The sequence below is a fragment of the Ornithinibacillus contaminans genome, from assembly GCF_001038425.2.
GTDB lineage: Bacteria > Bacillota > Bacilli > Bacillales > Amphibacillaceae > Ornithinibacillus > Ornithinibacillus contaminans.
In genome coordinates, this window is sequence record NZ_LDPV02000037.1 from 1 (window position 1) to 26,044 (window position 26,044).

General features: G+C 37.0%; 27 protein-coding genes. 9 read left to right on the forward strand and 18 right to left on the reverse strand.

The window, feature by feature from the left end; genetic code table 11:
- On the forward strand, positions 1-531 hold a 531-nt coding region (locus JF53_RS09755; RefSeq protein WP_047982126.1), incomplete at its 5' end, for an IS3 family transposase.
- 85 nt (positions 532-616) lie between these two features.
- Here JF53_RS09755 and JF53_RS09760 read toward each other — a convergent pair.
- A complete protein-coding gene (locus tag JF53_RS09760; RefSeq protein WP_047982141.1) occupies positions 617-1,426 on the reverse strand; it encodes an inositol monophosphatase family protein in 810 nt (269 codons plus the stop codon).
- Positions 1,427-1,573: 147 nt separating this feature from the next.
- A complete protein-coding gene (locus JF53_RS09765) occupies positions 1,574-1,771 on the reverse strand; it encodes a hypothetical protein (RefSeq protein WP_330218284.1) in 198 nt (65 codons plus the stop codon).
- Positions 1,772-1,995: 224 nt separating this feature from the next.
- On the opposite strand from JF53_RS09765, the gene JF53_RS09770 reads away from it, so the two are divergent.
- The gene (locus tag JF53_RS09770) at positions 1,996-2,613 is read left to right on the forward strand and encodes a YktB family protein (protein ID WP_047982537.1); all 618 of its coding nucleotides are present in this window, start codon (positions 1,996-1,998) and stop codon (positions 2,611-2,613) included.
- 139 nt (positions 2,614-2,752) lie between these two features.
- On the opposite strand, the gene JF53_RS09775 is transcribed toward JF53_RS09770, so the two are convergent.
- The 4 genes from JF53_RS09775 to JF53_RS09785 form a co-directional block, all read right to left on the reverse strand.
- Positions 2,753-3,022, reverse strand: coding sequence for a UPF0223 family protein (locus tag JF53_RS09775; protein ID WP_047982143.1), 270 nt, complete (start codon positions 3,020-3,022; stop codon positions 2,753-2,755).
- Positions 3,023-3,036: 14 nt separating this feature from the next.
- A complete protein-coding gene (locus JF53_RS09780; RefSeq protein WP_047982144.1) occupies positions 3,037-3,993 on the reverse strand; it encodes an NAD(P)H-dependent flavin oxidoreductase in 957 nt (318 codons plus the stop codon).
- Positions 3,994-4,124: 131 nt separating this feature from the next.
- The gene (locus JF53_RS17255) at positions 4,125-4,238 is read right to left on the reverse strand and encodes a GapA-binding peptide SR1P (RefSeq protein ID WP_083443601.1); all 114 of its coding nucleotides are present in this window, start codon (positions 4,236-4,238) and stop codon (positions 4,125-4,127) included.
- 117 nt (positions 4,239-4,355) lie between these two features.
- Positions 4,356-5,195 (reverse strand): polysaccharide deacetylase family protein, encoded by an 840-nt coding sequence (locus JF53_RS09785; protein ID WP_047982145.1) that lies wholly within the window; start codon positions 5,193-5,195, stop codon positions 4,356-4,358.
- Between the two features lie 219 nt (positions 5,196-5,414).
- Between JF53_RS09785 and JF53_RS09790 the strand changes: the two genes are divergently transcribed.
- Both JF53_RS09790 and JF53_RS09795 read left to right on the forward strand, forming a co-directional pair.
- Positions 5,415-6,938, forward strand: coding sequence for a glycine betaine uptake BCCT transporter (locus JF53_RS09790; protein WP_047982146.1), 1,524 nt, complete (start codon positions 5,415-5,417; stop codon positions 6,936-6,938).
- A gap of 185 nt (positions 6,939-7,123) precedes the next feature.
- Positions 7,124-7,441, forward strand: a complete 318-nt coding sequence (locus JF53_RS09795; RefSeq protein WP_047982147.1) for a hypothetical protein — start codon at positions 7,124-7,126, stop codon at positions 7,439-7,441.
- A 150-nt stretch (positions 7,442-7,591) separates the two neighbouring features.
- On the opposite strand, the gene lpdA is transcribed toward JF53_RS09795, so the two are convergent.
- The 5 genes from lpdA to JF53_RS09820 all read right to left on the reverse strand — a co-directional run bounded on the left by lpdA (position 7,592) and on the right by JF53_RS09820 (position 13,421).
- The gene (gene lpdA / locus JF53_RS09800) at positions 7,592-8,998 is read right to left on the reverse strand and encodes a dihydrolipoyl dehydrogenase (RefSeq protein ID WP_047982148.1); all 1,407 of its coding nucleotides are present in this window, start codon (positions 8,996-8,998) and stop codon (positions 7,592-7,594) included.
- Between the two features lie 5 nt (positions 8,999-9,003).
- Positions 9,004-10,269: a dihydrolipoamide acetyltransferase family protein gene (locus tag JF53_RS09805; protein ID WP_047982149.1), complete on the reverse strand. Its 1,266-nt coding sequence runs from the start codon at positions 10,267-10,269 to the stop codon at positions 9,004-9,006.
- Between the two features lie 20 nt (positions 10,270-10,289).
- Positions 10,290-11,267, reverse strand: a complete 978-nt coding sequence (locus JF53_RS09810; protein ID WP_047982150.1) for an alpha-ketoacid dehydrogenase subunit beta — start codon at positions 11,265-11,267, stop codon at positions 10,290-10,292.
- 3 nt (positions 11,268-11,270) lie between these two features.
- The gene (pdhA, locus tag JF53_RS09815; RefSeq protein WP_201777903.1) at positions 11,271-12,311 is read right to left on the reverse strand and encodes a pyruvate dehydrogenase (acetyl-transferring) E1 component subunit alpha; all 1,041 of its coding nucleotides are present in this window, start codon (positions 12,309-12,311) and stop codon (positions 11,271-11,273) included.
- Between the two features lie 441 nt (positions 12,312-12,752).
- Positions 12,753-13,421 (reverse strand): YkyA family protein, encoded by a 669-nt coding sequence (locus JF53_RS09820; RefSeq protein WP_083443602.1) that lies wholly within the window; start codon positions 13,419-13,421, stop codon positions 12,753-12,755.
- A 220-nt stretch (positions 13,422-13,641) separates the two neighbouring features.
- On the opposite strand from JF53_RS09820, the gene def reads away from it, so the two are divergent.
- From def to rnjA, 3 genes are all read left to right on the forward strand, one after another.
- Positions 13,642-14,193, forward strand: a complete 552-nt coding sequence (def, locus tag JF53_RS09825) for a peptide deformylase (protein ID WP_047982152.1) — start codon at positions 13,642-13,644, stop codon at positions 14,191-14,193.
- An 872-nt stretch (positions 14,194-15,065) separates the two neighbouring features.
- Complete coding sequence (locus tag JF53_RS09830; RefSeq protein WP_047982153.1) at positions 15,066-15,275, forward strand: DNA-dependent RNA polymerase subunit epsilon; 210 nt, start codon at positions 15,066-15,068, stop codon at positions 15,273-15,275.
- Positions 15,276-16,943 (forward strand): ribonuclease J1, encoded by a 1,668-nt coding sequence (gene rnjA, locus JF53_RS09835; protein WP_047982154.1) that lies wholly within the window; start codon positions 15,276-15,278, stop codon positions 16,941-16,943.
- Positions 16,944-17,004: 61 nt separating this feature from the next.
- Here rnjA and JF53_RS09840 read toward each other — a convergent pair whose 3' ends face one another.
- The 7 genes from JF53_RS09840 to cbpB form a co-directional block, all read right to left on the reverse strand.
- Complete coding sequence (locus tag JF53_RS09840; RefSeq protein WP_047982155.1) at positions 17,005-17,670, reverse strand: potassium channel family protein; 666 nt, start codon at positions 17,668-17,670, stop codon at positions 17,005-17,007.
- A gap of 115 nt (positions 17,671-17,785) precedes the next feature.
- Entirely contained in the window at positions 17,786-19,621 is a 1,836-nt protein-coding gene (locus JF53_RS09845; RefSeq protein ID WP_047982156.1) for an ABC transporter ATP-binding protein, read from the reverse strand.
- A gap of 16 nt (positions 19,622-19,637) precedes the next feature.
- The gene (locus JF53_RS09850) at positions 19,638-21,386 is read right to left on the reverse strand and encodes an ABC transporter ATP-binding protein (protein WP_047982157.1); all 1,749 of its coding nucleotides are present in this window, start codon (positions 21,384-21,386) and stop codon (positions 19,638-19,640) included.
- Positions 21,387-21,758: 372 nt separating this feature from the next.
- On the reverse strand, positions 21,759-22,001 hold the full coding sequence (locus JF53_RS09855; RefSeq protein WP_047982158.1) for a YkuS family protein: 243 nt from the start codon (positions 21,999-22,001) through the stop codon (positions 21,759-21,761).
- A gap of 78 nt (positions 22,002-22,079) precedes the next feature.
- On the reverse strand, positions 22,080-23,198 hold the full coding sequence (locus JF53_RS09860; protein WP_047982159.1) for an N-acetyldiaminopimelate deacetylase: 1,119 nt from the start codon (positions 23,196-23,198) through the stop codon (positions 22,080-22,082).
- A 15-nt stretch (positions 23,199-23,213) separates the two neighbouring features.
- Entirely contained in the window at positions 23,214-23,930 is a 717-nt protein-coding gene (dapD, locus tag JF53_RS09865) for a 2,3,4,5-tetrahydropyridine-2,6-dicarboxylate N-acetyltransferase (RefSeq protein WP_047982160.1), read from the reverse strand.
- Between the two features lie 130 nt (positions 23,931-24,060).
- The gene (gene cbpB / locus JF53_RS09870; RefSeq protein ID WP_047982161.1) at positions 24,061-24,516 is read right to left on the reverse strand and encodes a cyclic-di-AMP-binding protein CbpB; all 456 of its coding nucleotides are present in this window, start codon (positions 24,514-24,516) and stop codon (positions 24,061-24,063) included.
- 271 nt (positions 24,517-24,787) lie between these two features.
- Between cbpB and JF53_RS09875 the strand changes: the two genes are divergently transcribed.
- Together JF53_RS09875 and JF53_RS09880 are read left to right on the forward strand one after the other, a co-directional pair.
- Positions 24,788-25,099 (forward strand): ArsR/SmtB family transcription factor, encoded by a 312-nt coding sequence (locus tag JF53_RS09875; RefSeq protein WP_047982162.1) that lies wholly within the window; start codon positions 24,788-24,790, stop codon positions 25,097-25,099.
- Complete coding sequence (locus JF53_RS09880) at positions 25,100-26,029, forward strand: cation diffusion facilitator family transporter (protein WP_047982163.1); 930 nt, start codon at positions 25,100-25,102, stop codon at positions 26,027-26,029.
- The last annotated feature ends 15 nt before the right edge of the window (positions 26,030-26,044 follow it).

Genomic DNA, 26,044 nt, shown 5'->3' on the forward strand with positions numbered 1-26,044 from the left:
ACCTATAAGCCACATAAACCGCAACATATAGCTGAAAATGTTTTAAATAGAAAATTCCAAGCCGACTATAACGCGATGGAAGTATTATTAACAGATGTCACTGAATTCAAGTACGGAGTTCATTCGAAAGCATATTTAAGTGCCATCTTGGATTATGGTGAAAATAAAATTGTAGCCTATAAATTATCACGACATAATAACAATGCCTTAGTACGTGATACGGTCACTCAGATTAAAGATACGATTATTCCAATGAAGACATTATTTCATAGTGATCGTGGCTTTCAATACACCTCCCATGGATTTAAAAACTTTGTGGAAGAACACAAAATTATCCAGAGCATGTCACGTGTTGGTAGATGTATTGATAACGGTCCAATGGAGAATTTTTGGGGGATCATCAAGGAAGAGATGTATCGATTAACCACTTATAACACATTTGAAGAATTAGAAAAAGATATTGAGGCTTATATTGAATTTTATAATACAAAGCGCGTGACGTTGAAGATGGGGCTAAGAATTCCAGCATAAGAAAAGCCATGCATGGAATTCATACATGGCACAAAAAATTTGTTTTTTTACCTGTCTACTTGACAGGGGGCAGTTCAAGCTTGAGTCACTTTCTTCCTTTTTGTATAAATTCTGCTACAATACGCTGATGAATATCCGGATGACATGTCAATACAGGATTTTTATCAACCATATTTAATTGGTTGCCATCAATATCTGTTGTAATACCTCCAACTTCATTAACTAGAATTATACCTGCTGCTATATCCCATGGCGCTAAACTCATCGTTATGTAAGCTTCTACTATCCCCTCTGCCACATACGCAAATTCTAATGCAGCAGATCCATATGTTCTTGTACCACGTACGGTCTTCACAAGAGACTGCATAGACTGTTCCTGAACCAAACGGTTTTGGCATAACCATAAATGATTTAAGCCAATGACCGACTCTTCTAAGACTTGTCCCTTTTTAAGGGGGGCTAATTTAACCTCATCACGGAATGCTCCCTCTCCCCTTTTTGCATGATAAAGGATATCATCCATCACATTATAAATTAACCCTATTTCGCCGATACCATTATGATAAATACCAATAGAAATAGCAAAGTTTCGTTTTTGTTGTACAAAATTCATCGTACCGTCAATAGGATCTATAATCCAGACTATACCATCTAATGACCGAATATCATCTCCAAATCCTTCTTCAGATAATAAAAGATGATCTGGATAAGTTGTCTTAATTTTTTCCACAAAATATTTTTCGGTATTTTTATCCATGGAAGTAACGAGATCATTTGGATTGGATTTCGTCGATACGTCAAGTGGATCATTTATTTTATTGCGAATCGTACTACCCGCTTCTAAGATCCAATTCCTTGCCTGCTGGTATAATTCATCACGTAGTAATTTATCCATCATAAAGCCTCCATTACAATCTGATTACTACAATAGTATCAGATTGTACCATACCCGTCATATATTATGAAATTTTCGTTATGTACAAAAAAATCCCCCAAAGGAACTCCTTACTTACAGTAGGATCCCAATTGAGGTAGTGAACTATTAATCCAATAAATCAAGTAGTTGCTTGCGTAATTGCTTTAGTTTTTGCTTCGATTTAATCATTTGTACGTTATCTTCGACTTGCATGGCATCATATAACGTTAATAATTCATAATCAATTTCCAAACGAATGACTGGTAGTCGTTCTTTTTCTTCTTGCTTTCTTACTTCCTCAAGTATATATTTCAACCGTTCCACACCCTTTCATACAAGCTAAATCATGATAAGCGGATAGAAATACGAATTATTTCAAGTATTAGTGTTACTATATTTTCTCTCGTTTTCTTTATATATATGAGCTTTTTATCAATTTCGTTCGCTTTTGTTGTTAGATGGTTAAGGGATATGGCTTGACTTGTTTAAATTAATTTGTTCATAATAATTACTATAATCTATAGATTAACAGAAGGGTTGATATGCACATGAGTAATATAGGTTTCGTACAAAAAGATTTCGACGTATTTCAAATAGATGGATTAGAAGCAAGAATGGAAGCGATTCAAACACGAATTCAGCCAAAGTTTCGGGAGATTGGTCAGGAACTAGTTGACTACCTATCCAGTCAGTTAGGAAATGAAGTATATTTGCATATTGCAAAGCATGCCAGAAGAACGGTAAATCCTCCAAACGATACATGGTTAGCAATCGCTCATGATAAGCGTGGTTATAAGAAGCACCCACATTTTCAAGTCGGATTATTCGATGACCACCTCTTTATTTGGCTGGCATGTATTTATGAATTAGACCACAAAAGTGACATTGCCAAAAGATTTCTTTCAAACTATACGAAGTTAAAACAATTACCAAGTGATTTTGTCATTTCCATGGATCATATGAAAAAGGACGCAATCTCCATTAGCGAATTAGAAAAAGGACATGTAGAACGTTTCCGCGATGTTAAAAAAGCTGAATTCCTAATTGGAAAACAACTCTCTCCTAGTGATTCTGTCGTTAGTAATGGCGATTCATTAGTGAAAACAATTAAAACAACCTATGATGCGCTAATACCATTTTATCAAATGGCCTTACAAGCTAAATAAACGAAACAGCGACAACGTAAGAATCGATAAACAGATACCTTTCCTGTGTTTGAAATAACTACAAACAAAATCCCGAAATAGGTCCATACACTAATTTTCGGGATTTTATCTTTCCATAAATACTATTTCTGTCAACCACTTACTTCATTTTCACTATCGATTTATCTGATTCTTTCGCTTGTTTTAGCACATGAAAACTTGAATAACCCGAATCCTTCTCAAATTCAGCAAAGTATTTTTTTTCCTCGCTTTTAGACGGTACTATATGCTTGAACTTTCGGTAGCCTGCCAGTAATATATCCCGGTCAATTCCTTTTTCATATGCCTTCTCGATCAACGAAAAAAATTGAACGACATCAATAATTTCCTGTTTGCTCCAACTAGTATCAAAAGGGTAATGGTAATTCATCCCTTAATCCACCTCTATTTCCATTTGTTTTTAATTGCTTCCGCTTCTTGTATTATACCATCCATTAATTCTTGAACGGAAGGAATCGAAGTAATGCTTGCTACTCCCTGACCCGCCCAGCCAAAGCCTTCCGCTATCTTTCCGTTGTGAATATAATTCCTATTCGCTTGCCCACTTATGTACGACTTCAACCCATCATAGCCTACTTCCTTAGATTCTAATGCCAATATTTGATCTGTCCATTCATTGCGTAACGCTCGTCCAGGTGTTCCTAGAGAACGTTTAATAACAACTGTCGCATGTTCATCGGCATTTAGAATAGCTTGTTTATACACCGGGTGGGCGTCCACACATTCCTTGGTTGCGATAAATCGTGTTCCCATTTCTACACCTTCTGCGCCAAGTGCTAATGCAGCCATTAGGCCTCTTCCGTCGACAATTCCTCCTGATGCCACTACTGGCACAGACACACTATCCACCACTTGCGGAGTTAAAACCATTGTTCCAGTATCAGCTCTCCCTAGATGGCCGCCACCCTCTTGCCCAACGACAATTACCGCATCAGCACCTAGTTCCTCTGCTTTTTGTGCTTGACGTTTTGCGGCAACTAAAACCAACGTTTTAATTTCATGACCTTTGACCATATCGATTACGCCTTTGGGATTTCCACCTGTAACGGATAAGACCGGAACACTCTCCTCGATTGCTACTTCAACCATCTGTTCATAGGGTCGGCCATGTTGACCGATAGCAAAATTTACACCGAATGGTTTATCGGTAAGTTCTCGCACTCGTCTTATTTGATTTCGTAAGGCCTCCGGACCTTCCAAGCTCATCGCAGTAATTTGGCCCAAAGCACCTGCATTTGAGACGGCGGCGGCTAAATCAGCATAAGCCAAATAAGCAAGACCTCCTTGTATTATTGGATATTCGATAGCAAGTAATTCTGTTAATTTCGTTTTCCAGACCATACTTTCTCCTCCAATTGAAACGTATATATCTTTATCCTATCACGTTCAAGGAAATGTACCCAAGAAAAAAAGCTGCATCACCATGCAACTTTTTTAGTGTTAAATTATTCCGCTTTTTCTATCTTAACATGTTACTTCTTCGTACCGGCTTTACAAGTAGGACATGTTCCATACAGAACAACTACCTTGTTATTTTCATAATGGTCAATGATTTGTTGGCACTGCTGACAAACAATGGTTCCCATTTGTTCATCTCCCTTAACACATTAATGGTATAACATATTTATTATATAGTATGTTATATATTATTTTTTTACCACTATTAGAATAACACATTGATGTAAAGCCCCATTTTTCACATTTTATTTTTCTGTTTTAATTTGATGGGGATTCAATATTTCATATCCTTGTTCACGTAATCCAATTACAATATCGCGTAGCCCTTGTGCTGTCCACTCTCGATCATGCATTAATAAATTTGAGCCATTTCCTAAATAAGGACTTGTTAACATGATGTCGACAATTGCTTCCTTCGTACGATAGTCTGTTTCCCAGTCATAGCCATAGGACCAATTCATCAATACCATATTCTCCTCTTTAGCAATTTGCTTCGTGTAGTCCGTGTTCGCACCATTTGGAGCTCTAAAAAACGCTGGACGGGTACCAATTATTTGCTCGACCGTATCATTCAATTGAATAATTTCATCCTTTTGTTCTTGTTCTGTAAGATTCGGAAGGTATGGATGGGAATAGGTATGATTTCCAATTAGAAAACCCATTTCATAAATTTGCTTTAATACCTTCTGTTCCTCTGGTGTATCAAGAAAGTGCCCATTCACAAAGAAAATTGCTCCTGCATCTAATTCGGATAAAGTCTGCGCCATTTCTAATGCATGTTTATCTGGTGCATCGTCAATCGTTAGTAATACTACCTTTTCATTTGTGCCTTCTTCCAATGGAACGATAGACCAATTTTCGGAAACCTGGTACTTAGGAGCTTCTTGCTCCTCTGTTTCTTCTTTTAATTCGTCTGTGTCGGAATTATTTTCTGGCGTAGAACCTTCTGCTTCATCTGTGGATTCACTTTTTTGCTCTTCTGTATCTATCGAGCCTTTTTGTGTGTCATCCGGTTGTTCCGAAGTATTGCATGCAACTAAAGACAGCATGAAAAACAGCGAAATCAATGGTAATAGTAACTTCATGCCTTTCCCCTCCTGATGTTATAAGACTTCTCTCCATTCAAGTGTAAAGGACGATGAAAAGGAAGACAACCACATTATTAGTAATTCCAAAAAAATGTGAAATAGTAATTAAAATAGTTGGTAATAGTAAGAACTGTACCCTGGAAATTTTCACTTGCTTAATCAGGAGTACGATGTACTTTTCACAGAATAATCTGTTACACGGAAAGGATCGAAACGATGAATAAAGTTACCAATGTATTTTATATCTCTGTTATTGTTAGCATTTTATTTATAATTTGGGGGGTCATACCAGATAAGGTCCTACCGAACGGAAATCTTGAGACAGTAACGAATTCGATTCAAAGCTTTATCGTAGATCGTTTTGGCTGGTTTTATTTGATTAGCGCAACGCTTTTCTTGATTTTTTCCCTATATCTAATCTTTTCTAAATACGGCGGTATTAAATTAGGGAGACCAAATGATAAACCGGAATATTCCTACATCACATGGTTTGCGATGTTGTTTAGTGCTGGAATGGGAATTGGATTAGTATTTTGGGGGGCTGCTGAGCCGCTTTCTCATTTCCATACCCCGCCTTATGGTGAGCCTGGTACAAGTGATGCAGCAAAGACAGCAATGCAATTCAGTTTCTTTCACTGGGGATTTCATCCTTGGGCTATATATGCGACGATTGCTTTAGCGCTAGCCTACTTTAAATTCCGAAAGCACTCTACTGGATTAGTTAGCGGTATACTCGTTCCGCTATTTGGTGAACGAGGAAAACATGTATGGGGTACACTTGTGGACTTTATAGTCGTATTTGCTACTGTTTTTGGTGTTGCGACCTCACTAGGGTTTGGTGCCATACAAATTAGTGGTGGATTAGCTTTTGTCTTTGGAATTGACCAAACCTTTTTGTTACAACTAATTTTGATTATTATTGTTACCGTATTGTACATGTTATCCGCTTCAACTGGATTAAATAAGGGCATTAAATACTTAAGTAACTCCAATATTGTATTGGCAATTGCATTAATGCTATTTTTGCTATTTTTAGGACCAACAACATTCATATTAGATTTCTTTACGACTTCATTTGGAAACTATATTCAAAACTTACCATCCATGAGCTTTCGTTTGACCCCATTTAACGAGGACAATACTGAATGGGTCAAAGGCTGGACAATCTTTTACTGGGCATGGTGGATAGCCTGGGCACCATTTGTTGGTACTTTTATCGCACGAGTATCACGCGGGAGAACTATCCGCGAATTTGTTTTAGGGGTATTATTAGTACCTACTATTTTTGGTGCTTTATGGTTTTCTGTTTTTGGTGGATCTGCCATTCATTTAGAGTATTTTGGTGGCAAGGATATAATTAGTTATGTTAATAATTCCGGAGAAGAGACTGCTTTATTTGCTGTCCTGGAAAATTTCCCATTAGGTGCTGTCATGTCGGTTATTGGTATTCTATTAATTAGCACGTTTTTTATTACATCAGCTGATTCAGCAACCTTTGTATTAGGAATGCAGACTACGGGAGGAAGGTTAGAACCACCTAATTCCGTCAAATTAGTTTGGGGTATTATTCAATCTAGCGCAGCAGCAGTTTTGTTGTGGCAAGGCGGATTAAATGCATTGCAAACTGCATCAATTATCGCAGCATTTCCTTTTACAATTATCATGTTACTAGTTGTTCTATCTCTATTGAAATCCTTCAAGCAAGAGGTAAAGGAAATGGAACAACGTAGGAAAACCTAAGCACTCGTTATTTTCCAAAATGATGTATTATGGTACAAATCCATTTCACTATGATAACAGTTTAGTAACAACCTCAAAACTACTGCTGTAATTTGGTAGAATAAGCATTAATACAATTCGTTATCCAGTAGGTGATGGTTATTAAAAAATACTTCCTATACAGTAGTTTTTTGGTAGTAATTATAATGTGTAGTGGTTGTATCAATGAGCAAAAGGATGAAGTACAAATAATTTCATTTGAACAAAAAGATTATAAAATCATGCTTTACACTTTAGAAAGTACCAATATGTATTTGAATCAAATACTTGAGTTAAAAGCAAAATATCCACAAGAGTTCCAAAATCCAACCATATCCAAAAAAACGATCGATAGTGATACAGAAATGGATTCCACAACTTTTCCTATACTAATTGTCCAAGAAAATGGTACTACAATTAAAAAGCTGTCAGGAATTCAAACTAGTCAAGATATGGTAAAGCAACTAGAGGATTTAATCCAATAACATAACGCAAAGCCCTGCGCTGCGATGAATGGACTCGACTGAGTTTTGCGACTACTAAAGTTACTCAGTTACTGCATGTTGTAGTTTCCTAAACATTAAAAAAAGCGATTAATGTATGGTAACCATACACTAATCGCTTTATTTCTATTCTTATAGCATGTGAATTGGAGTTCCTAAAGCTACTTCCGCTGCTTCCATTGTAATCTCACCTAATGTTGGATGAGCATGGATTGTCAACGCAATATCTTCAGCTGTCATTCCAGCTTCAACTGCTAAGCCAATTTCAGAAATCATATCACTTGCATTTGGACCAGCGATTTGACCACCTAGAATTAGACCGTCTTCTTTACGTGTAACTAATTTTAAGAAGCCATCAGTATTGTTTAGGGATAATGCACGACCATTTGCACCGAATGGGAATTTAGCTACTTTTACATTGTAGCCTTGTTCCTTCGCTTCTGCTTCTGTTAAACCAACTGTTGCAAGCTCAGGCTCAACAAATGCTACCGCCGGCATACCAATGTAGTCCACTTCAGATTTTTCGCCGCTGATTGCTTCTGCAGCTACTTTACCTTCATAAGAAGCTTTATGTGCAAGTGGAATACCAGGAACAATATCACCGATTGCGTAGATATTTTCTACATTCGTACGACATTGCTTATCCACTTTAATTAGACCTCTTTCGCCTAATACAATTCCTACTTGCTCAAGACCGATTTCACTAGTGTTTGGACGACGACCAACTGTTACTAATACATAATCAGCTTCTACTGTTTCTTCTTTTCCGCCAACTTCATACGTAACTTTTACGCCATCTTTAGTTTCTTCCACACCTTTAGCCATAGCTTCAGTGACAATAGTTGCACCTTTATTCTTAAGACGCTTCTTCACAAGCTGTGTCATTTGCTTTTCAAATCCGCCTAGGATATCTTTCGCACCTTCTAAGAAGGTAACTTCCGTACCGAAGTTAGCGTATGCTGTACCTAATTCTGCACCGATAAATCCTGTACCGATTACTACTAATTTCTTAGGAACTTCTTTTAAAGCTAATGCTGCAGTAGAATCTAGGACACGATCAGAGAACTTGAACGTTGGAATTTCAATTGGTGATGAACCAGTTGCAATAATACAATTTTTGAATGTGTATGTTTGAGATGTCTTCTCATCCATTACTTTAACTGTATTTTTATCAACGAAATAAACTTCACCATTTACGATGTCAACTTTATTTCCTTTTAATAGGCCTTCAACACCTGAAGTTAATTTATTTACAACAGAAGCTTTCCATTCTTGTACTTTTGTAAAGTCAACTGTTACTTTTCCAGTTTTAATACCTAACTCTTCGTTACCGTGAGCATGCTCAACAGAATGTCCTGCTTCAATTAATGCTTTTGAAGGAATACAACCAACATTTAAGCAAACTCCTCCAAGAGAACCTTTATCAACGATTGTTACCTTTTGACCTAATTGTGCAGCACGAATTGCAGCTACATATCCCCCAGGTCCAGCACCGACAACTAAAGTGTCTAATTCAATTGGAAAATCTCCTACTACCATAATCCTTACGCCTCCATCATGATTAATTGTGGATCATTTAATAAACGTTTGATTTGATTTAGGGCCATTTGAGCAGTAGCGCCATCAACAATACGGTGGTCAAAGCTCAATGAAACCGCAAGTACTGGAGCAATAACTACTTCTCCGTCACGTACGATTGGTTTCTCAGCAATACGACCAATTCCTAAAATTGCTGCTTCTGGGTAGTTAATAACTGGTGTAAACCATTGACCACCAGCAGAACCAATGTTAGAAATTGTACTTGAAGCACCTTTCATCTCATCTGGTGCTAGTTTACCATTTCTAGCTTTATCTGCCAATTCATTAATTTCTGCAGAAATCGTGAAGATTGATTTGCGGTCTGCATTTTTAACAACTGGTACTAGTAGACCTTTATCAGTATCTGCTGCAATACCAATATTATAGTAATGCTTCTGTACGATTTCTTCTGTTGCATCATCAATAGAAGCATTTAAAATTGGATAGTTCTTCAATGCAGAAACAATTGCTTTTACTACATATGGTAGATATGTTAATTTAATACCTTGATCAATTGCAGTTTGCTTGAATTTCTTGCGATGTGCTACTAATGCTGTAACATCTACTTCATCCATTAATGTAACGTGAGGTGCTTTAGACTTCGAATTAACCATTGCTTTAGCAATTGCTTTACGGATCGGAGTCATTTTCTCACGAGTTTCAGGATAGCTACCTTCTAATACTGGAGCTTTTGCTGCAGGAGCAGCTTTCTCAGCAGCCGGAGCTTCTGTAGCTTGTGCAGCTGGTGCACCACCATTTAAGAAGCTATCAATATCTTCTTTTGTCACACGGCCATTACTTCCAGAACCTGTAACTTGTTTAATATTAACATTGTTATCACGTGCATATTTACGAACAGATGGCATTGCAATAACGCGTTTGTTATCATCAACTGCTACATCAGCTTGTGGTGCTGCAGCTTGTGCTTGCGGTGCTTCTGATTTCGCTTCTTCTTTCACTTCTTCTGCTTGGTCACTACCTGCATCCTCGTACCCCTCAGCATCAAAGGAAATAAGTGTATCACCAACAATTGCTACTGTTCCTTCTTCTACATAAATCTTTTTAACAGTTCCCTCAACTGGAGAAGGGATTTCTACTACTGCTTTATCATTTTGTACTTCACAAAGAATGTCATCTTCTTTTACTGTGTCGCCTTCTTTAACCATCCATGAAACGATTTCTCCCTCATGGATTCCTTCACCAATATCCGGTAATTTAAATTCAAAAGCCATTTAAATAGCCTCCTATTCTATTAGAAATTCATTACAGTGTTTACTTTTTCAATGATGTCATTATAATTTGGTAACCATACTTCTTCTGCTTCAGAGAATGGGTATACCGTATCAGGTGCTGTAACACGTAATACAGGAGCTTCAAGATCTAATATTGCTCTTTCTTGGATTTCTGCTGCAATGTTAGCTGCAATACCAGCTTGACGTTGCGCTTCTTGAACAACAACGACACGATTTGTTTTTTGAACCGACGCTAAAATCGTATCAATATCAATTGGTGATACAGTACGTAAGTCAATAACTTCAACATCTACTCCGGTCTTCTCTAGTTCTTCAGCAGCTTTTAATGAAGCATGAACCATTGCACCATACGTTACAATTGTTACATCTTTTCCTTCACGTTTTACGTCTGCTTTACCTAATTCAATGGTGTATTCACCTTCTGGAACTTCACCACGGAAAGAACGATATAGTTTCATATGCTCTAAATATATAACTGGGTCATTGTCACGAATAGCTGAAATTAAAAGTCCTTTTGCATCATAAGGTGTAGAAGGAATAACTACTTTTAATCCAGGCTGTTGAGCCATTAAGCCTTCTAATGAATCAGCGTGTAATTCTGGTGTGTGTACCCCACCACCGAATGGTGAACGAACAGTAATTGGTGCATTTTGCGTTCCACCAGAACGATGACGCATACGTGCCATTTGACCACTAATGGAATCAATTACTTCATATACAAAGCCGAAGAACTGAATTTCAGGTACAGGACGGTATCCTTGTAATGCAAGACCGATTGCAAGACCACCAATTCCAGATTCAGCTAATGGTGTATCAAATACACGATCTTCCCCAAATTCTTTTTGAAGGCCTTCCGTTGCACGGAATACACCACCGTTTTGGCCGACATCTTCACCAAAGACTAACACGTTTTCATCATTCTTTAATTCTACGCGTAGTGCATCAGTGATTGCTTGAATCATTGTCATTTGTGCCATCGTTTACTTCGACTCCTTTGCTTTGTACTCTTCCAATTGCTCTACTAAGTTACTTGGAAGTGTTTCAAACATATTAGAAATAAAATCAGTTACTTTTTGTTTTGGATATTGGTCTGCTTTTTTAATAGCTTCTTTAATATCTTCTTTTGCTTGTTCGATTACTTTGTTTTCCTCTTCCTCAGACCATAATTTCTTACCTTCCAAGAATTTACGGAAACGTACTAATGGGTCCTTTTTCTCCCACTCTGTGTCAAGGTCTGCTGAACGATAACGTGTTGGATCGTCACCAGCCATTGTATGAGGACCATAACGATAAGTAATTGTTTCAATAAGCATTGGACCTTTACCTTCAATAGCACGCTCACGAGCATATTTAGTAGCAGCATATACTGCTAATACGTCCATACCATCTACTTGAATTCCTTCAATACCAGCTGCAATAGCTTTTTGTGCTAAAGTCTTCGCTGCAGTTTGCTTATCACGAGGTACAGAGATAGCAAATCCGTTATTTTGAACGATGAAGATATTATTAGCTGCATATGCACCAGCAAAGTTCATACCTTCATAGAAATCACCCTGTGAAGTACCACCGTCACCAGTGTAGGTAATTGCAACTGCTTTTTTACCACGCATTTTAAGTCCAAGTCCAACACCAGCAGCTTGAACATATTGCGCACCGATAATAATTTGTGGTGGTAATGCATTCACTTCTGGCATTTGATTTCCATGGAAATGTCCTTTTGAGAATAGAAATGCTTGATAAAGTGGTAAACCGTGCCAAATTAACTGTGGAACGTCACGATATCCAGGTAAAATGAAATCTTCTTTTTCTAGGGCAAAATGACTACCAAGTTGAGACGCCTCTTGACCAGCAGTTGGTGCATAGAAGCCAAGACGACCTTGACGATTTAATGCGATCGAACGTTGATCAAGAATACGTGTATATACCATTCTTCTCATTAGTTCTTTTAATTCCTCGTCTGACAATGCAGGCATGTCATCCTTAGCTACAACTTTTCCATCTTCATTCAGAATCTGGAACATTTCGAACTGACTTTCAACACTCTCTAAAACGTGTTTCAAAATAGTTCACCTCTTCCTTTCATGTATCCTTGTTAGATTATCTTTACTATCCTTCCCAAAAAAAAGGAAAATCTGTACCGATTTGCTCTTATTTGTGTATGGTTTTTCATCTAGCAAAACGATATGTAAAAAACAGACACAAACTGTTATATATTGTTCGCAAAAATGACTGGTACAATTCTTATTACAATTAAAGTGTAGCTATAATTACCCATTCGGTCAACTACTTTGATTAATGTTTTTATATTATTTGATTCTCTATTTAGCTTAGCAAATCATGAAACGACCACAATAACTGAATTCTGTTATAGTTTCATTTCGCGTCTGTATCATAAATCTTTCAAACAAACAAAAAAACCTAACGATTTCTCGTTAGGTTTGATACGAACCTATTTAGGATTATTATTTTGTGTTGTTTTCTACATATTTCACATTGATATTAGCTTGTTCATAAAAACCTTTTTTCAGTTCATTATACTCATTTGTGAAGCTATTAAATTCCTCATTGGCTTTTATGATTTCTTGGTATTTGACATTTATTTTCTCAATCTGTTCTTGTAAAGCTGCTTGATCTAAATCCTCTAATTGAAGCATTTCGTATAATTGTTTTTCAAGTGATAGTGATTCATTATAAGCTTTATTCAGCTTATCATATGCATCGTATCGACTTATCATAGTGTCGTACAATTTCTCTGCCTTTTCTTTCACTTCTGTATCCTTGATGTCTTGAACGAATGATTCCACTTTGGTAAACGCTTCTCGTGATGTAGCTAAGCTCTCTTTTTCCATCTTAATCTTTTCAGTGCGTTCCTCAATCGATGTCAGGGCTTGCTGTGCTAAATCTTTAATCTTATCGAACTCATCAATTCCAAGTTCAATGATTTGATTGTATAGGTCATGTTCCTTTGTTTCTAACTGTGTTATTGCTTCTTGCTGCTGTTGAAAGCCTTCTTCCAATTGAACTGCTTCCTCCAGCTGATTGTAAATTTGTGACTCTGGTGTATCTCCACAGCCCGCTACTATCAATGGAATGATCATAATGATGAGTAACCAAATCTTATTAAGCTTCAAGATAAACTTCCCCCTCTATCCATGCTGCAGTTTCTAATAGTTGTAAACTGTATATTAGTATAGCATAAAATTACCGTGTTGGATTTACAAATTATCAAGTTGTCTATAGTAAAATTATGCCTACTAGATGAAATATATGATAAACTATTTAATTGATTGCACATATAATTTCTGAGTGGAATAATATAAAACACATACATATAGAGACGGAGTGAAGATTATGTTAACAATGGACGATGTCGTTCGGGAAGGACACCCTTCCTTAAGAGAGGTAGCTAACGAAGTACAAATTCCTCCAACAGAAGAAGAAATAACACTGCTAAAGGATATGCTTCAATTTTTAAAGAATAGTCAAGACGAACAGGTTTGTGCAAAGTATGATCTTAGACCTGGAGTTGGACTTGCAGCTCCACAGCTAGGAATTAATAAACGAATGATTGCTGTACATTTCGAGGATGGAAATGGAAACCTGTATAGCCATGGCCTGATTAATCCTAAAATCGTCAGTCATTCTGTTGAAAAAGCCTACTTAACAGTTGGCGAAGGTTGTCTATCCGTTGATAGAGTTGTGGAAGGCTTTGTCCCAAGATATGCTAGGATTACCATTAAGGCTACTGACTTAAGCGGGAATGAACTAAAACTTCGCTTAAAGGATTATGCTGCTATTGTATTACAACATGAAATTGACCATTTAAACGGTGTGATGTTTTATGACCACATCAACAAAGAAAATCCATTCGCCATTCCTGAAAACGCAAAACCCATTGAATAACTTATCGAGGCTAGAATAAACGTATTGGTTGAGATAAAACGCGTACACCAAGACACAATCTTACATAGAGATTTGTGTCTTTTTGCTTTTTAGGTATTCCATTTACATTTATTCTGGTCTGTTTTATTTTGGTAGATTGTTCGAAAAGCTCAGCATACAACGACTCCCGAAGTAGCTTCTTATGCATAGATTTACATGATTAGAGAAAAATATCACTAAAGAATTATACTTTGGCACCGTTCTAACGTTTTGAAAGCTTTTCAATGTATCATTTTTAGTAATCGTTATAGGCTATGTGTTTAACTGTACAGAAATTTTTTAGAATAAATTCGTCATTTTTATTTCAAAATTCCTAAATCCATACTATACTATAGTTAAGAGGGATTGGACGGTAGAAACTTTTGATGCTTTTCTTTAATCTAGGGAAAGGAGTGTATGTCCTTATGTTACGTCGCCTAAAAGAAAAGCTAAAGAAGCGTTGGAAAGATTTTTTAGGCCAAGGACGTGTACCTACAACTTTAAAAGAATAAGCAATAGATTTAGGCAGGGTATAAATAAAAGCCTATCTACCGATAATGATAAATCTAACACATATTTTACCTGCCTTTTTTGTTACGTGTTGCAAGGAATTTATTGTAAGGAATACGGATTGTTACGGAAAAACGGAATTTAGTAATTATGTACGATAGACGTTAATGAAGCACTTGTTTTAAAATAATGAAATCAACTCTATCTTCAGTGTGGACGAAACCTAGACTGAGGATAAGTTACATAGAAAGCGTTACGCTAATATGTAGTTGTTGGCATTTCTTATCATGGCAAAATGAATACTAAAAAATAAAGTTTTTGTAGAGAGAGACAGGAGAGATAACATGATTTACAAAGTAATTTATCAGACTTCATCTTATGAAGTACCTGTACGTGAGCGTACACAAAGCCTTTATATTGAGGCTGATTCCCAAAAAGAAGTAAGACAAAAATTAAGCGATCGCAACTATAATATTGAATTCATCCAACCACTAGATGGAGCACATTTAGAATATGAAAAGCAATCTGAAGCTTTTCAATTGGAGACTGTCTAGATGAAATTTGTAAAAAACGATCAAGCGGCGGTATTTGCCCTAGGTGGACTTGGCGAAATCGGAAAGAACACCTATGCGGTGCAATTCCAGGATGAAATTATTCTTATCGATGCAGGGATCAAGTTCCCAGAAGATGAACTACTTGGAATTGATTACGTTATTCCAGATTATACGTATCTAGTGCAAAACCAAGAGAAAATTAAAGGTTTAATTGTAACACATGGTCACGAAGACCATATTGGTGGAATTCCTTATTTACTGCGTGAGGTAAATATACCGATTTATGCAGGTAAGCTAGCGATTGGCTTAATTCGAAACAAATTAGAAGAACATGGTTTATTAAGAAATGCTAAATTAAATATCATCCAAGAAGATGATGTCATTAAATTCCGTAAAACATCTGTAAGCTTTTTCCGTACAACACATAGTATTCCTGATTCCTATGGTATTGTTGTTAAAACACCTCCTGGAAATATTGTACACACTGGTGACTTTAAGTTCGACTTTACTCCAGTAGGTGATCCTGCAAACATAGCAAAAATGGCTGAAATCGGTAAGGAGGGCGTGCTTTGCCTTCTATCTGATAGTACAAATAGTGAGGTCCCAGGCTTTACAATGTCTGAAAAAGTTGTTGGTTCTAGTATCAATGAAATTTTCGGTCGAGTAGATGGACGTATTATTTTTGCTACCTTTGCATCCAATATTTATCGTTTACAACAAGTCGTTGAAGCAGCGGTCAAACACAATCGTAAAGTAGCTGTATTTGGTCGTAGCATGGAAAATGCAATCAATTTAGGACAAGAATTAGGGTATATCCAAGCACCTAAGGATACGTTTATTGATGCTAATGATATAAACCGTCTTCCAGCTCAGGAAGTAACCATTCTTTGTACTGGTTCACAAGGTGAGCCTATGGCTGCATTATCTCGTATCGCAAACGGTACTCATCGTCAGATTCAGATTATTCCTGGAGATACTGTTGTATTTTCTTCCTCACCAATCCCGGGGAATACAATTAGTGTAAGCAGAACAATCAACATGCTATATCGCGCAGGAGCTGAAGTCATTCATGGGAAACTAAATGATATTCACACTTCTGGTCATGGTAGCCAAGAAGAACAAAAACTGATGTTACGTTTAATTCAGCCTAAGTACTTCATGCCAATTCATGGTGAGTATCGCATGCTAGTAGAACATACAAAACTAGCTGAGATGTGTGGTGTTCCTTTAGAAGATTCCTTTGTAATGGACAATGGAGACGTACTTGCACTTAGCAAGGATACTGCCCAAGTCGCTGGTAAAATTCCTTCTGGTTCTGTTTATGTAGACGGAAGTGGAATCGGTGATATCGGTAATATCGTCTTACGTGATCGTCGCATTCTTTCTGAAGAAGGATTAGTTATTGTAGTCGTAAGCATTAACATGAAGGAATTCAAAATAGCCGCCGGTCCTGATATCATCTCACGTGGTTTTGTATACATGAGAGAGTCTGAGGATATGATTAATGAGGCACAGAAGCTTGTTTCCTCTCATTTAAACAAAGTAATGGAGCGCAAAACAACTCAATGGTCTGAAATTAAGAATGAAATTACAGATACCATTGCACCATTCTTGTATGAGAAAACGAAACGTAGACCAATGATTCTACCAATTATCATGGAAGTATAAGTTATAACACAAAAAATAAGGATGCCAATTAGATTGGCATCCTTATTCATTTTGTAAATTGTTAATCATCTATCACTAATTGTTTTTCAAAACGAGCAATATCCTTATCCGCACCAACCACGACCAAAATATCATTTGGTGTTAGAATATCATCTGGTGTCGGTGATACATTAATATGCTTTCCTTGTTTGATAGCAACAACTGTACAGCCATATCGTGCACGAATATCCAATTCGATAATGGACTTTCCAATCATCTTATTGCCTGCCTTTACCTCGACAATACTATGATCATCTGACAACTCAAGGTAATCGACGATATTATTAGAAATGATACTATGGGCAATTCTTCTTCCCATATCACGTTCTGGATGAACAACTTGATGTGCTCCAATTTTATCAAGAATCTTAGCATGATAGTCATTTTGTGCTTTAACCGTTATTTTCTTCACGCCAAGCTCTACTAAAACTACCGTTGTTAAAATACTTGCTTGTATATTATCACCAATCGCTACGATAACATGATCAATGTTTTTAATACCTAGTTCCTTTAATGTGGTCTCATCTGTTGAATCTCCAATTACAGCATGGGATGCGATGTTTTTAAACTGATTAACACGTTCTTCGTTTTTATCCATCGCTATTACTTCCATACCCTCCCTGCTTAATTCCTGGCATATACTCCCACCAAATCTGCCCAAGCCAATGACTGCAAATTCTTTTTTCATACTTAGTTCCTCCAGACAGAATACTCTATTACGTCTAACGCTTATACCTATAACTTTATCAAGAGATAGAAAAAGAAGCAATTTCTATGTAAACGAAATTGCCTCTTTCTTCTCATTAGATAGCATCTAACATTTGAAATTGGGAGCGTACCAAACCATAGTATTCTCCTTTTAACGCCATTAATTCCTCATGGTTTCCATTCTCTAGTACTTTACCATGTTCTAATACAAAGATATTATCTGCCTCACGAATCGTCGATAGTCTATGCGCGATAATAATCGCTGTTCTATCTTTTAATAATCGGCGGAGTGCAGCTTGTATCTTAACTTCTGTTTCGGTATCAATACTTGCTGTTGCTTCATCCAAAATAATGATACTTGGATTAGCTAGTAATGCACGTGCAAAGGATAACAGCTGACGCTCACCAGCCGATAGGATATTCCCTCTCTCCTCTACCTCTGTTTGATAGCCATTCGCCAACCGCTGAATAAAATCATCCGCACCAACTTCTTTAGCTGCAGCCATAACCTCTTCATCTGTCGCACCTGGTCGTCCGAAGCGAATATTTTCCATAATCGTTCCTGAAAAAATAAATGTATCTTGTAAAACAACACTAATATGCTTTCGTAAGCTACTTAATGATGCTTCGCGTAAATTATGACCATCTATTTTTACGATTCCTTTTGTTGGATCATAGAACCTGCTAATTAGGTTGGCAATTGTTGATTTACCGCTTCCAGTATGACCAACTAAGGCAATCGTCTGTCCTGCCTTCATCTCCAGTGAAATTTCATGTAGCGCAATTCGCTCCTCATCATAGGAGAATTGAACACGATCAAATTCGATATGACCTTTCATTTCATCAAATTCATAAGCATTTTCTACTTCATCAACATTCGGTGTTTCATCCAAATATTCAAAGATACGTTCAGAAGACGCCATTGCCACTAACAACTGATTATACATTTGACCCAAGCGTGAAATTGGATCCCAGAACATTCCTAAGTAAAAGGCAAACGAGACAAATGTCCCTAAAAGAATTCCACCATTTTCTGGTGTTAAGATGATTAAATGTGCACCGTAAACAATTAAAATTACGGTTCCAACTGCATTACTCATCTCAACGAATGGTCGAAACATCGCACTCTTCTTCGTTGCATTTAGCCATGCTTTGAAAGTATCCGTATTAAGCCCATCGAAGAATTCCGTGTTTTCTTTTTCTTGTGTGAAGGACTGTGTAATCCGAATTCCTTGAATACTTTCATTCAAATGTGAATTCATCCGAGACTGCTGGATACGAACATCCTGCCAGGAGCGACGAATCCTTCTTCTTAGGACACTAGTCACATAGAACATTAATGGTAATACAATCATTACAGCTAATGCCAATTTAGGACTTAGCGTGAATAGAATCGTCACAATACCAATCAGTGTCGCAATATCCATTAATAAGTTAATAATACCGTTTGAGAATAACTCTTGTAAGGAGTTGGTATCATTCATAATGCGTACTAAGATAGATCCAGCCGACCTAGAATCAAAGAATCGGTGGGAAAGTCCTTGTACATGGGTAAATAGATGTTGCCTTAAATCATAAATGACATTTTGCCCTAAAATATTAACCCATTTAATCCGGAAATAGTTTGCTATATAACTTAGTAAATACAATACCGCAATAATAATTACTAGATAGATTAATTGTGTTGTATTTTCATTTTTAATCGCCATATCAATGGCTGCTTTACCAATTAATATTGGTATAAGTAATCGAATTGCAGTTGATACAACCATTGCTAAGATTGCCCCTAACAAATACGTTTTTGTATAGGGTTTTAAATAGACTAGTAAGCGCCAAATCTGCTTCCAGTTAAAAGGCTTTTCAATTGCTTGATCAACAGTATAGTAGAAACGTTTTAAATGACGTTTGTTTTTTTCTTCAGTCTTAGCCATCGCTCACTCTCCCCCCCTAATTCACAGCTTTCATGATGACATCATGATCCTGATATTGTATCTTATAGATTCGTTCGTAGACACCATTGTTTTTCAGTAATTCGTCATGTGTTCCACGTTCGACTACTTCACCATCTTCTAACACTAATATTTCATCCGCATGCTTCAAGGATGAAATACGATGGGCGATAATAAATGAAGTACGTCCTCGCATAACTTCCTTTAATGCCTTTTGTATCTCAAATTCCGTTTCCATATCTACCGCAGATGTTGCATCATCCAATACGAGAATACTAGGATCGATACAGATTGCTCGGGCGATTGCAATACGCTGCTTCTGTCCACCCGAAAGCCCCATACCTCTTTCACCTAGTAATGTATCATAGCCATTTGGCATCTCCATGATAAAATCATGTGCTTGAGCACGTTTTGCAGCATCAATAATCTGTTCATCTGTTGCATCTGGATTACCGTATGCAATGTTTTCCCGTATGGTTGTTGAGAATAGGAATGACTCTTGTAAAACAAATCCAATGTGATTACGTAAATTTTTCAAATCGTAGTCTGCTACAGGTCTTCCATCAACCAATACTTCCCCAGCTTCTGGCTCGTAAAAGCGTGTGATGAGCTGTGTAATACTCGTTTTACCAGATCCAGTGGCACCTATTAGTCCAATCGTTTTACCAGGAGGAGCATCGAAAGTAATGTGCTTCAATGCAGAATCATCATCCTCTGTATACGTTAACGTCACATCTTTGAATGTTACATGACCTTTAATCGGTGTATCAATTGCATTTTCTTTTACAACAATATCTTCTTTTGCCTCTAGGATTTCTCTTAAACGCTCACCTGATGCCTTAGCCTGTGAGAATTGGTTAATAACATAACCCACGTTCATAAGTGGCCCCATGATATACCAAACTAAACTAAAGAAGGCTACAAGTTCACCAGATGTTAGGTCCCCATTAATTACGAGATACCCACCAAATGCTAAAAGTGAAACCGCACAGACATTACCGATAAATTCCATTAATGGAAAGAACTTCGCCCATATTTCAGATGTTTTTACATAATTTTGACGATAATCATCATTACTAGATGAGAATCTACCTATCTCAAAGTCTTCACGGGACAATGATTTTACAGTCTGCATTCCGCTAATATTCTCTTGCACTCTAGTATTCAATTTCCCGAATGATTGACGAATACCTCGAAATGCAGGATGTGCCCGCTTTTCAAAACGCATAACAACAATTACAAGAAATGGCATCGCCGCCATTGTTACAAGTGCAAGTGGCACCGAGTAATAAAACATTACACTTAAACTGATTCCAATAAGAAGAACAATACGTAGTAATTCAGCAAACCCAAATGATAAGAAGAAACGAAATCCTTCTACATCTGATGTTAGTCGTGACATAATGTCGCCTGTTTTGGCATTATCATAATGTTTAAAGGATAATATCTGAAGCTTCTTATACAATGCGTCACGTACATGATACACAGCTGTTACCCCAAATAATTCTCCTAAGTACTGATGATAAAACGTTGCAATACCCTTAATAACCATTAGAATAACAAAAATAGTGGATATCCAAGGTATTAATTCATATCTCTCTTCTGCTACAACATCATCAATTGTTATTTGTAAAATAATCGGATACACAACTGTAATGACCGTCACAAAAAACAAAAATAGTAAAGAGGTAAAGAAATACTTTTTATAAGGCCAATAAAATTGTTTTAATTTTCTAAATGTATCCACAATTAACCCTCCCCCATGAAGTGATTTTCTTTCACGTAACTACTAATATAACGGTTTCCGAAATAAATTGCTATATCTTTTGCACAATTTTTTAAAAAATTTTTTATTTGGTTACTTATGTCACTTTTTAAGCAAAACTAACCTTAGAAAAACTCGTATTCGTTTCTCTTATATCTAGAGCTGACGTCACTGTTTAGGTGATAAAATTACTTCGGCATCTGAATTCATTGTTTCCTGAACGCCAAAAAAGCCGGGACAAGAGTATCTATGATAAGACAAAATCCGAACGCGTGGCACTATCTCCACCTCTGGATATAGTGCATGGTTCAGCTAATTATCTTCTCATTTTACTTTTGTCCCGACCTCTTCAGGTTAACTTAATTTATCATTTACCATCTGACAAATTGCTTGTGCGTCCTGGCCCTCTGCACTAATTACTGGACCTGCAATACTTGTGTTGGACATGCCCATTACATCTTGATCTAAACCAGTAATGACACAGCAATCGCAGTGAGCTGTATCTGCCTCTGACTTTAAATCGATTACTTCATGTCCCATTTCCATTAAGGCCTCTTTTACATCCGTAAGGGACTGTTCAACCCCAATTCTCGCCATCATCTCACTCCTCTAAACATAATTTTACATGCTTAGTTTGACCGAAAGTGAATACAATATACGAGCTTAGTACTGCTTTTAAGCCATAGCATCAAACATAGCGACAACCGCATCAACTCCGACTTTCAGCGCTTCTTCATTAGGATTCAGCTTATCGTTATGTAATCCAAATGGCGAATCGACCCCTAACCAAAACATAAAGCCCGGTATTTCCTTTAGCATAAATCCGAAGTCTTCACCTGTCATCGCCTTATTTGCCATGGTGAACTTTATTCCTCTTTCAACCATCGTCTGTTCAAATAATTGTACATAGCTAGCATCATTGTAAACTTGGTAATAATTCGAACCATAATCTACGGTAATTGTACAATCATAGCTTATTTCGAATCCTTTAACCATCGCTTCGATTCGTTTCTTTATCGTCTGAATAACATCTGGTTTTAATGTACGAATTGTGCCTTCTAGCCTTGCAGATTCAGCTATTGCATTTTGCACGTGGCCACTTGTCATTTTTCCTATTGTGACAACTGCGCTTTCCAATGGATCTATTCCTCGAGATACAATTTCCTGAATTTGAGTCAGAAAACTTCCAGCAGCCACTGCCATATCCTTGGTTAAATGCGGATATGCTGCATGCCCACCCTTCCCGGTAAAATCTATAAATAACTCACTTGTATTGGCAAATAGTAAACCCGGCTTACTTGCAACCGTTCCTACAGGATATTCTGGAGCAATATGGAGTGCAAAAACACTATCTGGTTTCCATGCTAAAAATTCCTCCGATTGCATCATGGGCAATGCACCACCTGGACCCTCCTCAGCTGGCTGAAAAATAAACAAACTATCATCTTGTAATGGGTTATCAATTACATGCTTTAACACACCTAAGGCGATAGTCATATGAAAATCATGTCCACAGGCATGCATATTACCCGGGTGTATCGAAGAATAGTCAAGTTCCGTTTGTTCTGCAATTGGTAATCCATCTATATCGGTCCGATAACCAATCGTCTTCGTCGGATTTAAACCGGCTACCTTCACCAATATTCCCGTTTTCCATGTTTTAATTTCTACACGTTCTGTTGCCAATCTCTCCAGAAACTGTAATAAATAATTCTGTGTTTTGAACTCCTGGAAACCAAGTTCAGGAATTTGATGCAACTCACGTCGAATTCGCCTAAGTTCTTTTAAATCCATCATGATTCCCCTTGCTTAATTATCTAACTTACGCAATTCCTGTTTAATTTCTGTTTTCGATTTCGTACCTTCATCAATTTCTTTCAACACTCTAGCTGGAGTTCCTGCAACCAGAGTGTTTGGTGCAACATCTTTTGTAACAACAGCACCCGCAGCCACGATTGCACCTTTACCAATGGTTACACCTTCTAGTACCACAACATTGGCCCCGATAACAACATCATCTTCAACTACTACTGGCTTCGCAGATGGTGGTTCAATAACACCGGCTAACACTGTCCCGGCACCGATGTGACAATTTTTCCCTACCGTAGCACGTCCACCTAATACCGCATTCATATCAATCATGGTCCCCTCACCAACGACTGCACCGATATTAATCATTGCACCCATCATAATAACGGCACCATCACCGATTTCAACCTGATCACGAATGACTGCACCTGGCTCGATTCGTGCATTGATGTTTTTTAAGTCTAATAAAGGAATCGCAGAGTTACGGCGATCATTTTCAACAATATAATCCGTAATATAAGATTGATTAGCTTCTAATACAGCACTAACGTCGTTCCACTCTCCAAACAGTACGCCAGATGTTTTTTCAACGAAGGCTTTTACATTCCCAAAAGAAACCGTATCTAACTGCTGACCCTTTACATATACCTTCACAGGTGTGCTTTTTTTACTAGTCGATATAAATTGTATAATTTCATTAGCATCCATCATTTTCATTTATATTCCCCTCCATATTTTTTATAATTTTCACTTTAACAGACAATAGGATTCCGAGCAATTATTAACCGACTATACAAGACTTCCGTATTAAAAAGGCTACGACATAAGTGCCGCAGCCTAGATAGGATTATTGATTTTGCTTCTTTTTCTCGGTATATATATCTTTTCTAATTTCCTTTAATATTGCTCTCCTTGTTAGGATACCGTCGAAATATCCATTTTCATCTACCACACAAACAAAGGGATAATCAATTAACGCTTTTAAGCCTTCTAAAATCGTCTCATGCTTTTGTAATCTAGGTATATCTGTTGCCATCACATCTTGAACTAATAGACTCGATAATCTCTCCATCTCAAATCGTTCTAACCCGAGTATTTCATTTAGTATTTTGGTTTTACCAATGGTACCTTGTAACGTATAGGAAGCATCCAAAACTGGAACAGCAGAATATCCCGACTTCACAAGAACTAATAATGCATGTTCTAACGGATTATTAATTTGTACATGTGCTACTTTTTCAGATGGAATCATCATCTCTGAAATTGTAAGCGCTGTCAAATCCTTATCTTGCAATAAACTCATTATACCCGCTCCTTTACAATATTCTAAACGAACCTTATTCCATAACTATTGTTGTACCATTAGTTCTTCAACTTTTTTATAAACACTATATATACCCATTTAGAAGTACGTTACATTACAGCATACAACTACAATTTATTGTAACTATTCTTATTGTAACATACGCCTTGATAATTAAGCATGTACGATACATGTAACACTTGAAAATTTGTTCGACCAGTTTTATAATATGAACATATGCTCATATTATAAAAAGGGGTTGTCTTTTCAAATGGAATATTCACCATTACACGATACGTTAATCGATCAAGTAGCACAGACATTCAAAGCATTATCTGATCCAACCCGTATACGAATTCTGCACTTATTATTTTACAAAGAATGCTCTGTTACGGAAATTGCTACTGCACTCGATATGCAGCAATCAACCATTTCCCATCAACTAAAGTATTTAAAACAGCTACATTTAGTAAAAAATCGTCGGGAAAAAAACATGTACTTCTATACGGTTGATGATTATCATGTCATGAATTTGTTAGAACAGACTGTTGACCACATGAAACATACGAAGGGAGCAGTTTAAATGGGACACCATCATCATGGTCATGGTCATGATCATTCTCATGGTCATGGACATCACCATCACACTACTAACAAGCGCGTTTTATTCATAAGTTTTATTGCTATTTTTACATTTATGATTGTCGAAGCAATTGGTGGATTCCTAACCAACAGTCTTGCACTAATCTCAGATGCTGGACATATGCTAAGTGATGCTGTTGCACTTGGATTAAGTTTACTTGCATTAAAAATTGGAGAACGAAAAGCAACCAATGATAAGACGTATGGATATAAACGATTTGAAATCGTTGCCGCCTTTCTAAATGGAGTTGCCTTAATCCTTATTTCGCTTTATATATTATATGAAGCGATAACACGATTTGTTGAACCGCAGGAAGTTTCTGCAAATATGTTATATATAGCTTTGCTTGGCTTAATTATTAACCTTATTGTTGCCTTCTTCCTCTTAAAAGGTGATTCGAAAGAGAACTTAAATATACGGAGTGCACTTTTACATGTGATTGGAGATTTATTAGGCTCCGTTGGGGCAATTATTGCCGGGGTATTAATTCTTTTATTTGGCTGGTATTTAGCTGACCCAATTGCTAGTGTAATTGTAGCCATTCTAATTATCATTTCCGGATATCGAGTAACGAAAGATTCTCTACATGTTTTGATGGAAGGAAAGCCAACTAATATTAATCCAAAAGAAGTAATTTCGGAATTAGTTAGTCTTGATGGCGTTCTAGATGTTCATGATTTACACATTTGGTCAATTACTAATGAATTACCAATGCTTAGCTGTCATATTATTGTTGACGACACTGTAGACCGCGATAAGTTAATCGTTTTGGGTAATGAGATACTAAAAAAATCATTTCACATCAATCACTGTACATTACAAATCGAGGGGAAAAACACCTCTCACACCAACTGTGATCATTGCAATTAAATAAACAAAGGCTGT

Excerpts from the sequence above, each read along its gene's own strand:
- JF53_RS09770 (WP_047982537.1), top strand. The coding sequence starts at position 1,996 with ATGAGTAATATAGGTTTCGTACAAAAAGATTTCGACGTATTTCAAATA.
- pdhA (WP_201777903.1), bottom strand. The coding sequence starts at position 12,311 with ATGTTCCAGATTCTGAATGAAGATGGAAAAGTTGTAGCTAAGGATGAC.
- JF53_RS09860 (WP_047982159.1), bottom strand. The coding sequence starts at position 23,198 with ATGGATTTAAAAGAACTTAGGCGAATTCGACGTGAGTTGCATCAAATT.
- def (WP_047982152.1), top strand. The coding sequence starts at position 13,642 with ATGTTAACAATGGACGATGTCGTTCGGGAAGGACACCCTTCCTTAAGA.
- cbpB (WP_047982161.1), bottom strand. The coding sequence starts at position 24,516 with ATGAGTTTATTGCAAGATAAGGATTTGACAGCGCTTACAATTTCAGAG.
- JF53_RS09810 (WP_047982150.1), bottom strand. The coding sequence starts at position 11,267 with ATGGCACAAATGACAATGATTCAAGCAATCACTGATGCACTACGCGTA.
- JF53_RS09775 (WP_047982143.1), bottom strand. The coding sequence starts at position 3,022 with ATGAATTACCATTACCCTTTTGATACTAGTTGGAGCAAACAGGAAATT.
- dapD (WP_047982160.1), bottom strand. The coding sequence starts at position 23,930 with ATGAAAATGATGGATGCTAATGAAATTATACAATTTATATCGACTAGT.
- JF53_RS09790 (WP_047982146.1), top strand. The coding sequence starts at position 5,415 with ATGAATAAAGTTACCAATGTATTTTATATCTCTGTTATTGTTAGCATT.
- JF53_RS09760 (WP_047982141.1), bottom strand. The coding sequence starts at position 1,426 with ATGGATAAATTACTACGTGATGAATTATACCAGCAGGCAAGGAATTGG.
- JF53_RS09780 (WP_047982144.1), bottom strand. The coding sequence starts at position 3,993 with ATGGTCTGGAAAACGAAATTAACAGAATTACTTGCTATCGAATATCCA.
- JF53_RS09880 (WP_047982163.1), top strand. The coding sequence starts at position 25,100 with ATGGGACACCATCATCATGGTCATGGTCATGATCATTCTCATGGTCAT.
- JF53_RS09785 (WP_047982145.1), bottom strand. The coding sequence starts at position 5,195 with ATGAAGTTACTATTACCATTGATTTCGCTGTTTTTCATGCTGTCTTTA.
- lpdA (WP_047982148.1), bottom strand. The coding sequence starts at position 8,998 with ATGGTAGTAGGAGATTTTCCAATTGAATTAGACACTTTAGTTGTCGGT.
- JF53_RS17255 (WP_083443601.1), bottom strand. The coding sequence starts at position 4,238 with ATGGGAACCATTGTTTGTCAGCAGTGCCAACAAATCATTGACCATTAT.
- JF53_RS09845 (WP_047982156.1), bottom strand. The coding sequence starts at position 19,621 with ATGGCTAAGACTGAAGAAAAAAACAAACGTCATTTAAAACGTTTCTAC.
- JF53_RS09795 (WP_047982147.1), top strand. The coding sequence starts at position 7,124 with ATGTGTAGTGGTTGTATCAATGAGCAAAAGGATGAAGTACAAATAATT.
- JF53_RS09805 (WP_047982149.1), bottom strand. The coding sequence starts at position 10,269 with ATGGCTTTTGAATTTAAATTACCGGATATTGGTGAAGGAATCCATGAG.
- JF53_RS09875 (WP_047982162.1), top strand. The coding sequence starts at position 24,788 with ATGGAATATTCACCATTACACGATACGTTAATCGATCAAGTAGCACAG.
- JF53_RS09840 (WP_047982155.1), bottom strand. The coding sequence starts at position 17,670 with ATGAAAAAAGAATTTGCAGTCATTGGCTTGGGCAGATTTGGTGGGAGT.
- JF53_RS09830 (WP_047982153.1), top strand. The coding sequence starts at position 15,066 with ATGATTTACAAAGTAATTTATCAGACTTCATCTTATGAAGTACCTGTA.
- rnjA (WP_047982154.1), top strand. The coding sequence starts at position 15,276 with ATGAAATTTGTAAAAAACGATCAAGCGGCGGTATTTGCCCTAGGTGGA.
- JF53_RS09855 (WP_047982158.1), bottom strand. The coding sequence starts at position 22,001 with ATGGCGAGAATTGGGGTTGAACAGTCCCTTACGGATGTAAAAGAGGCC.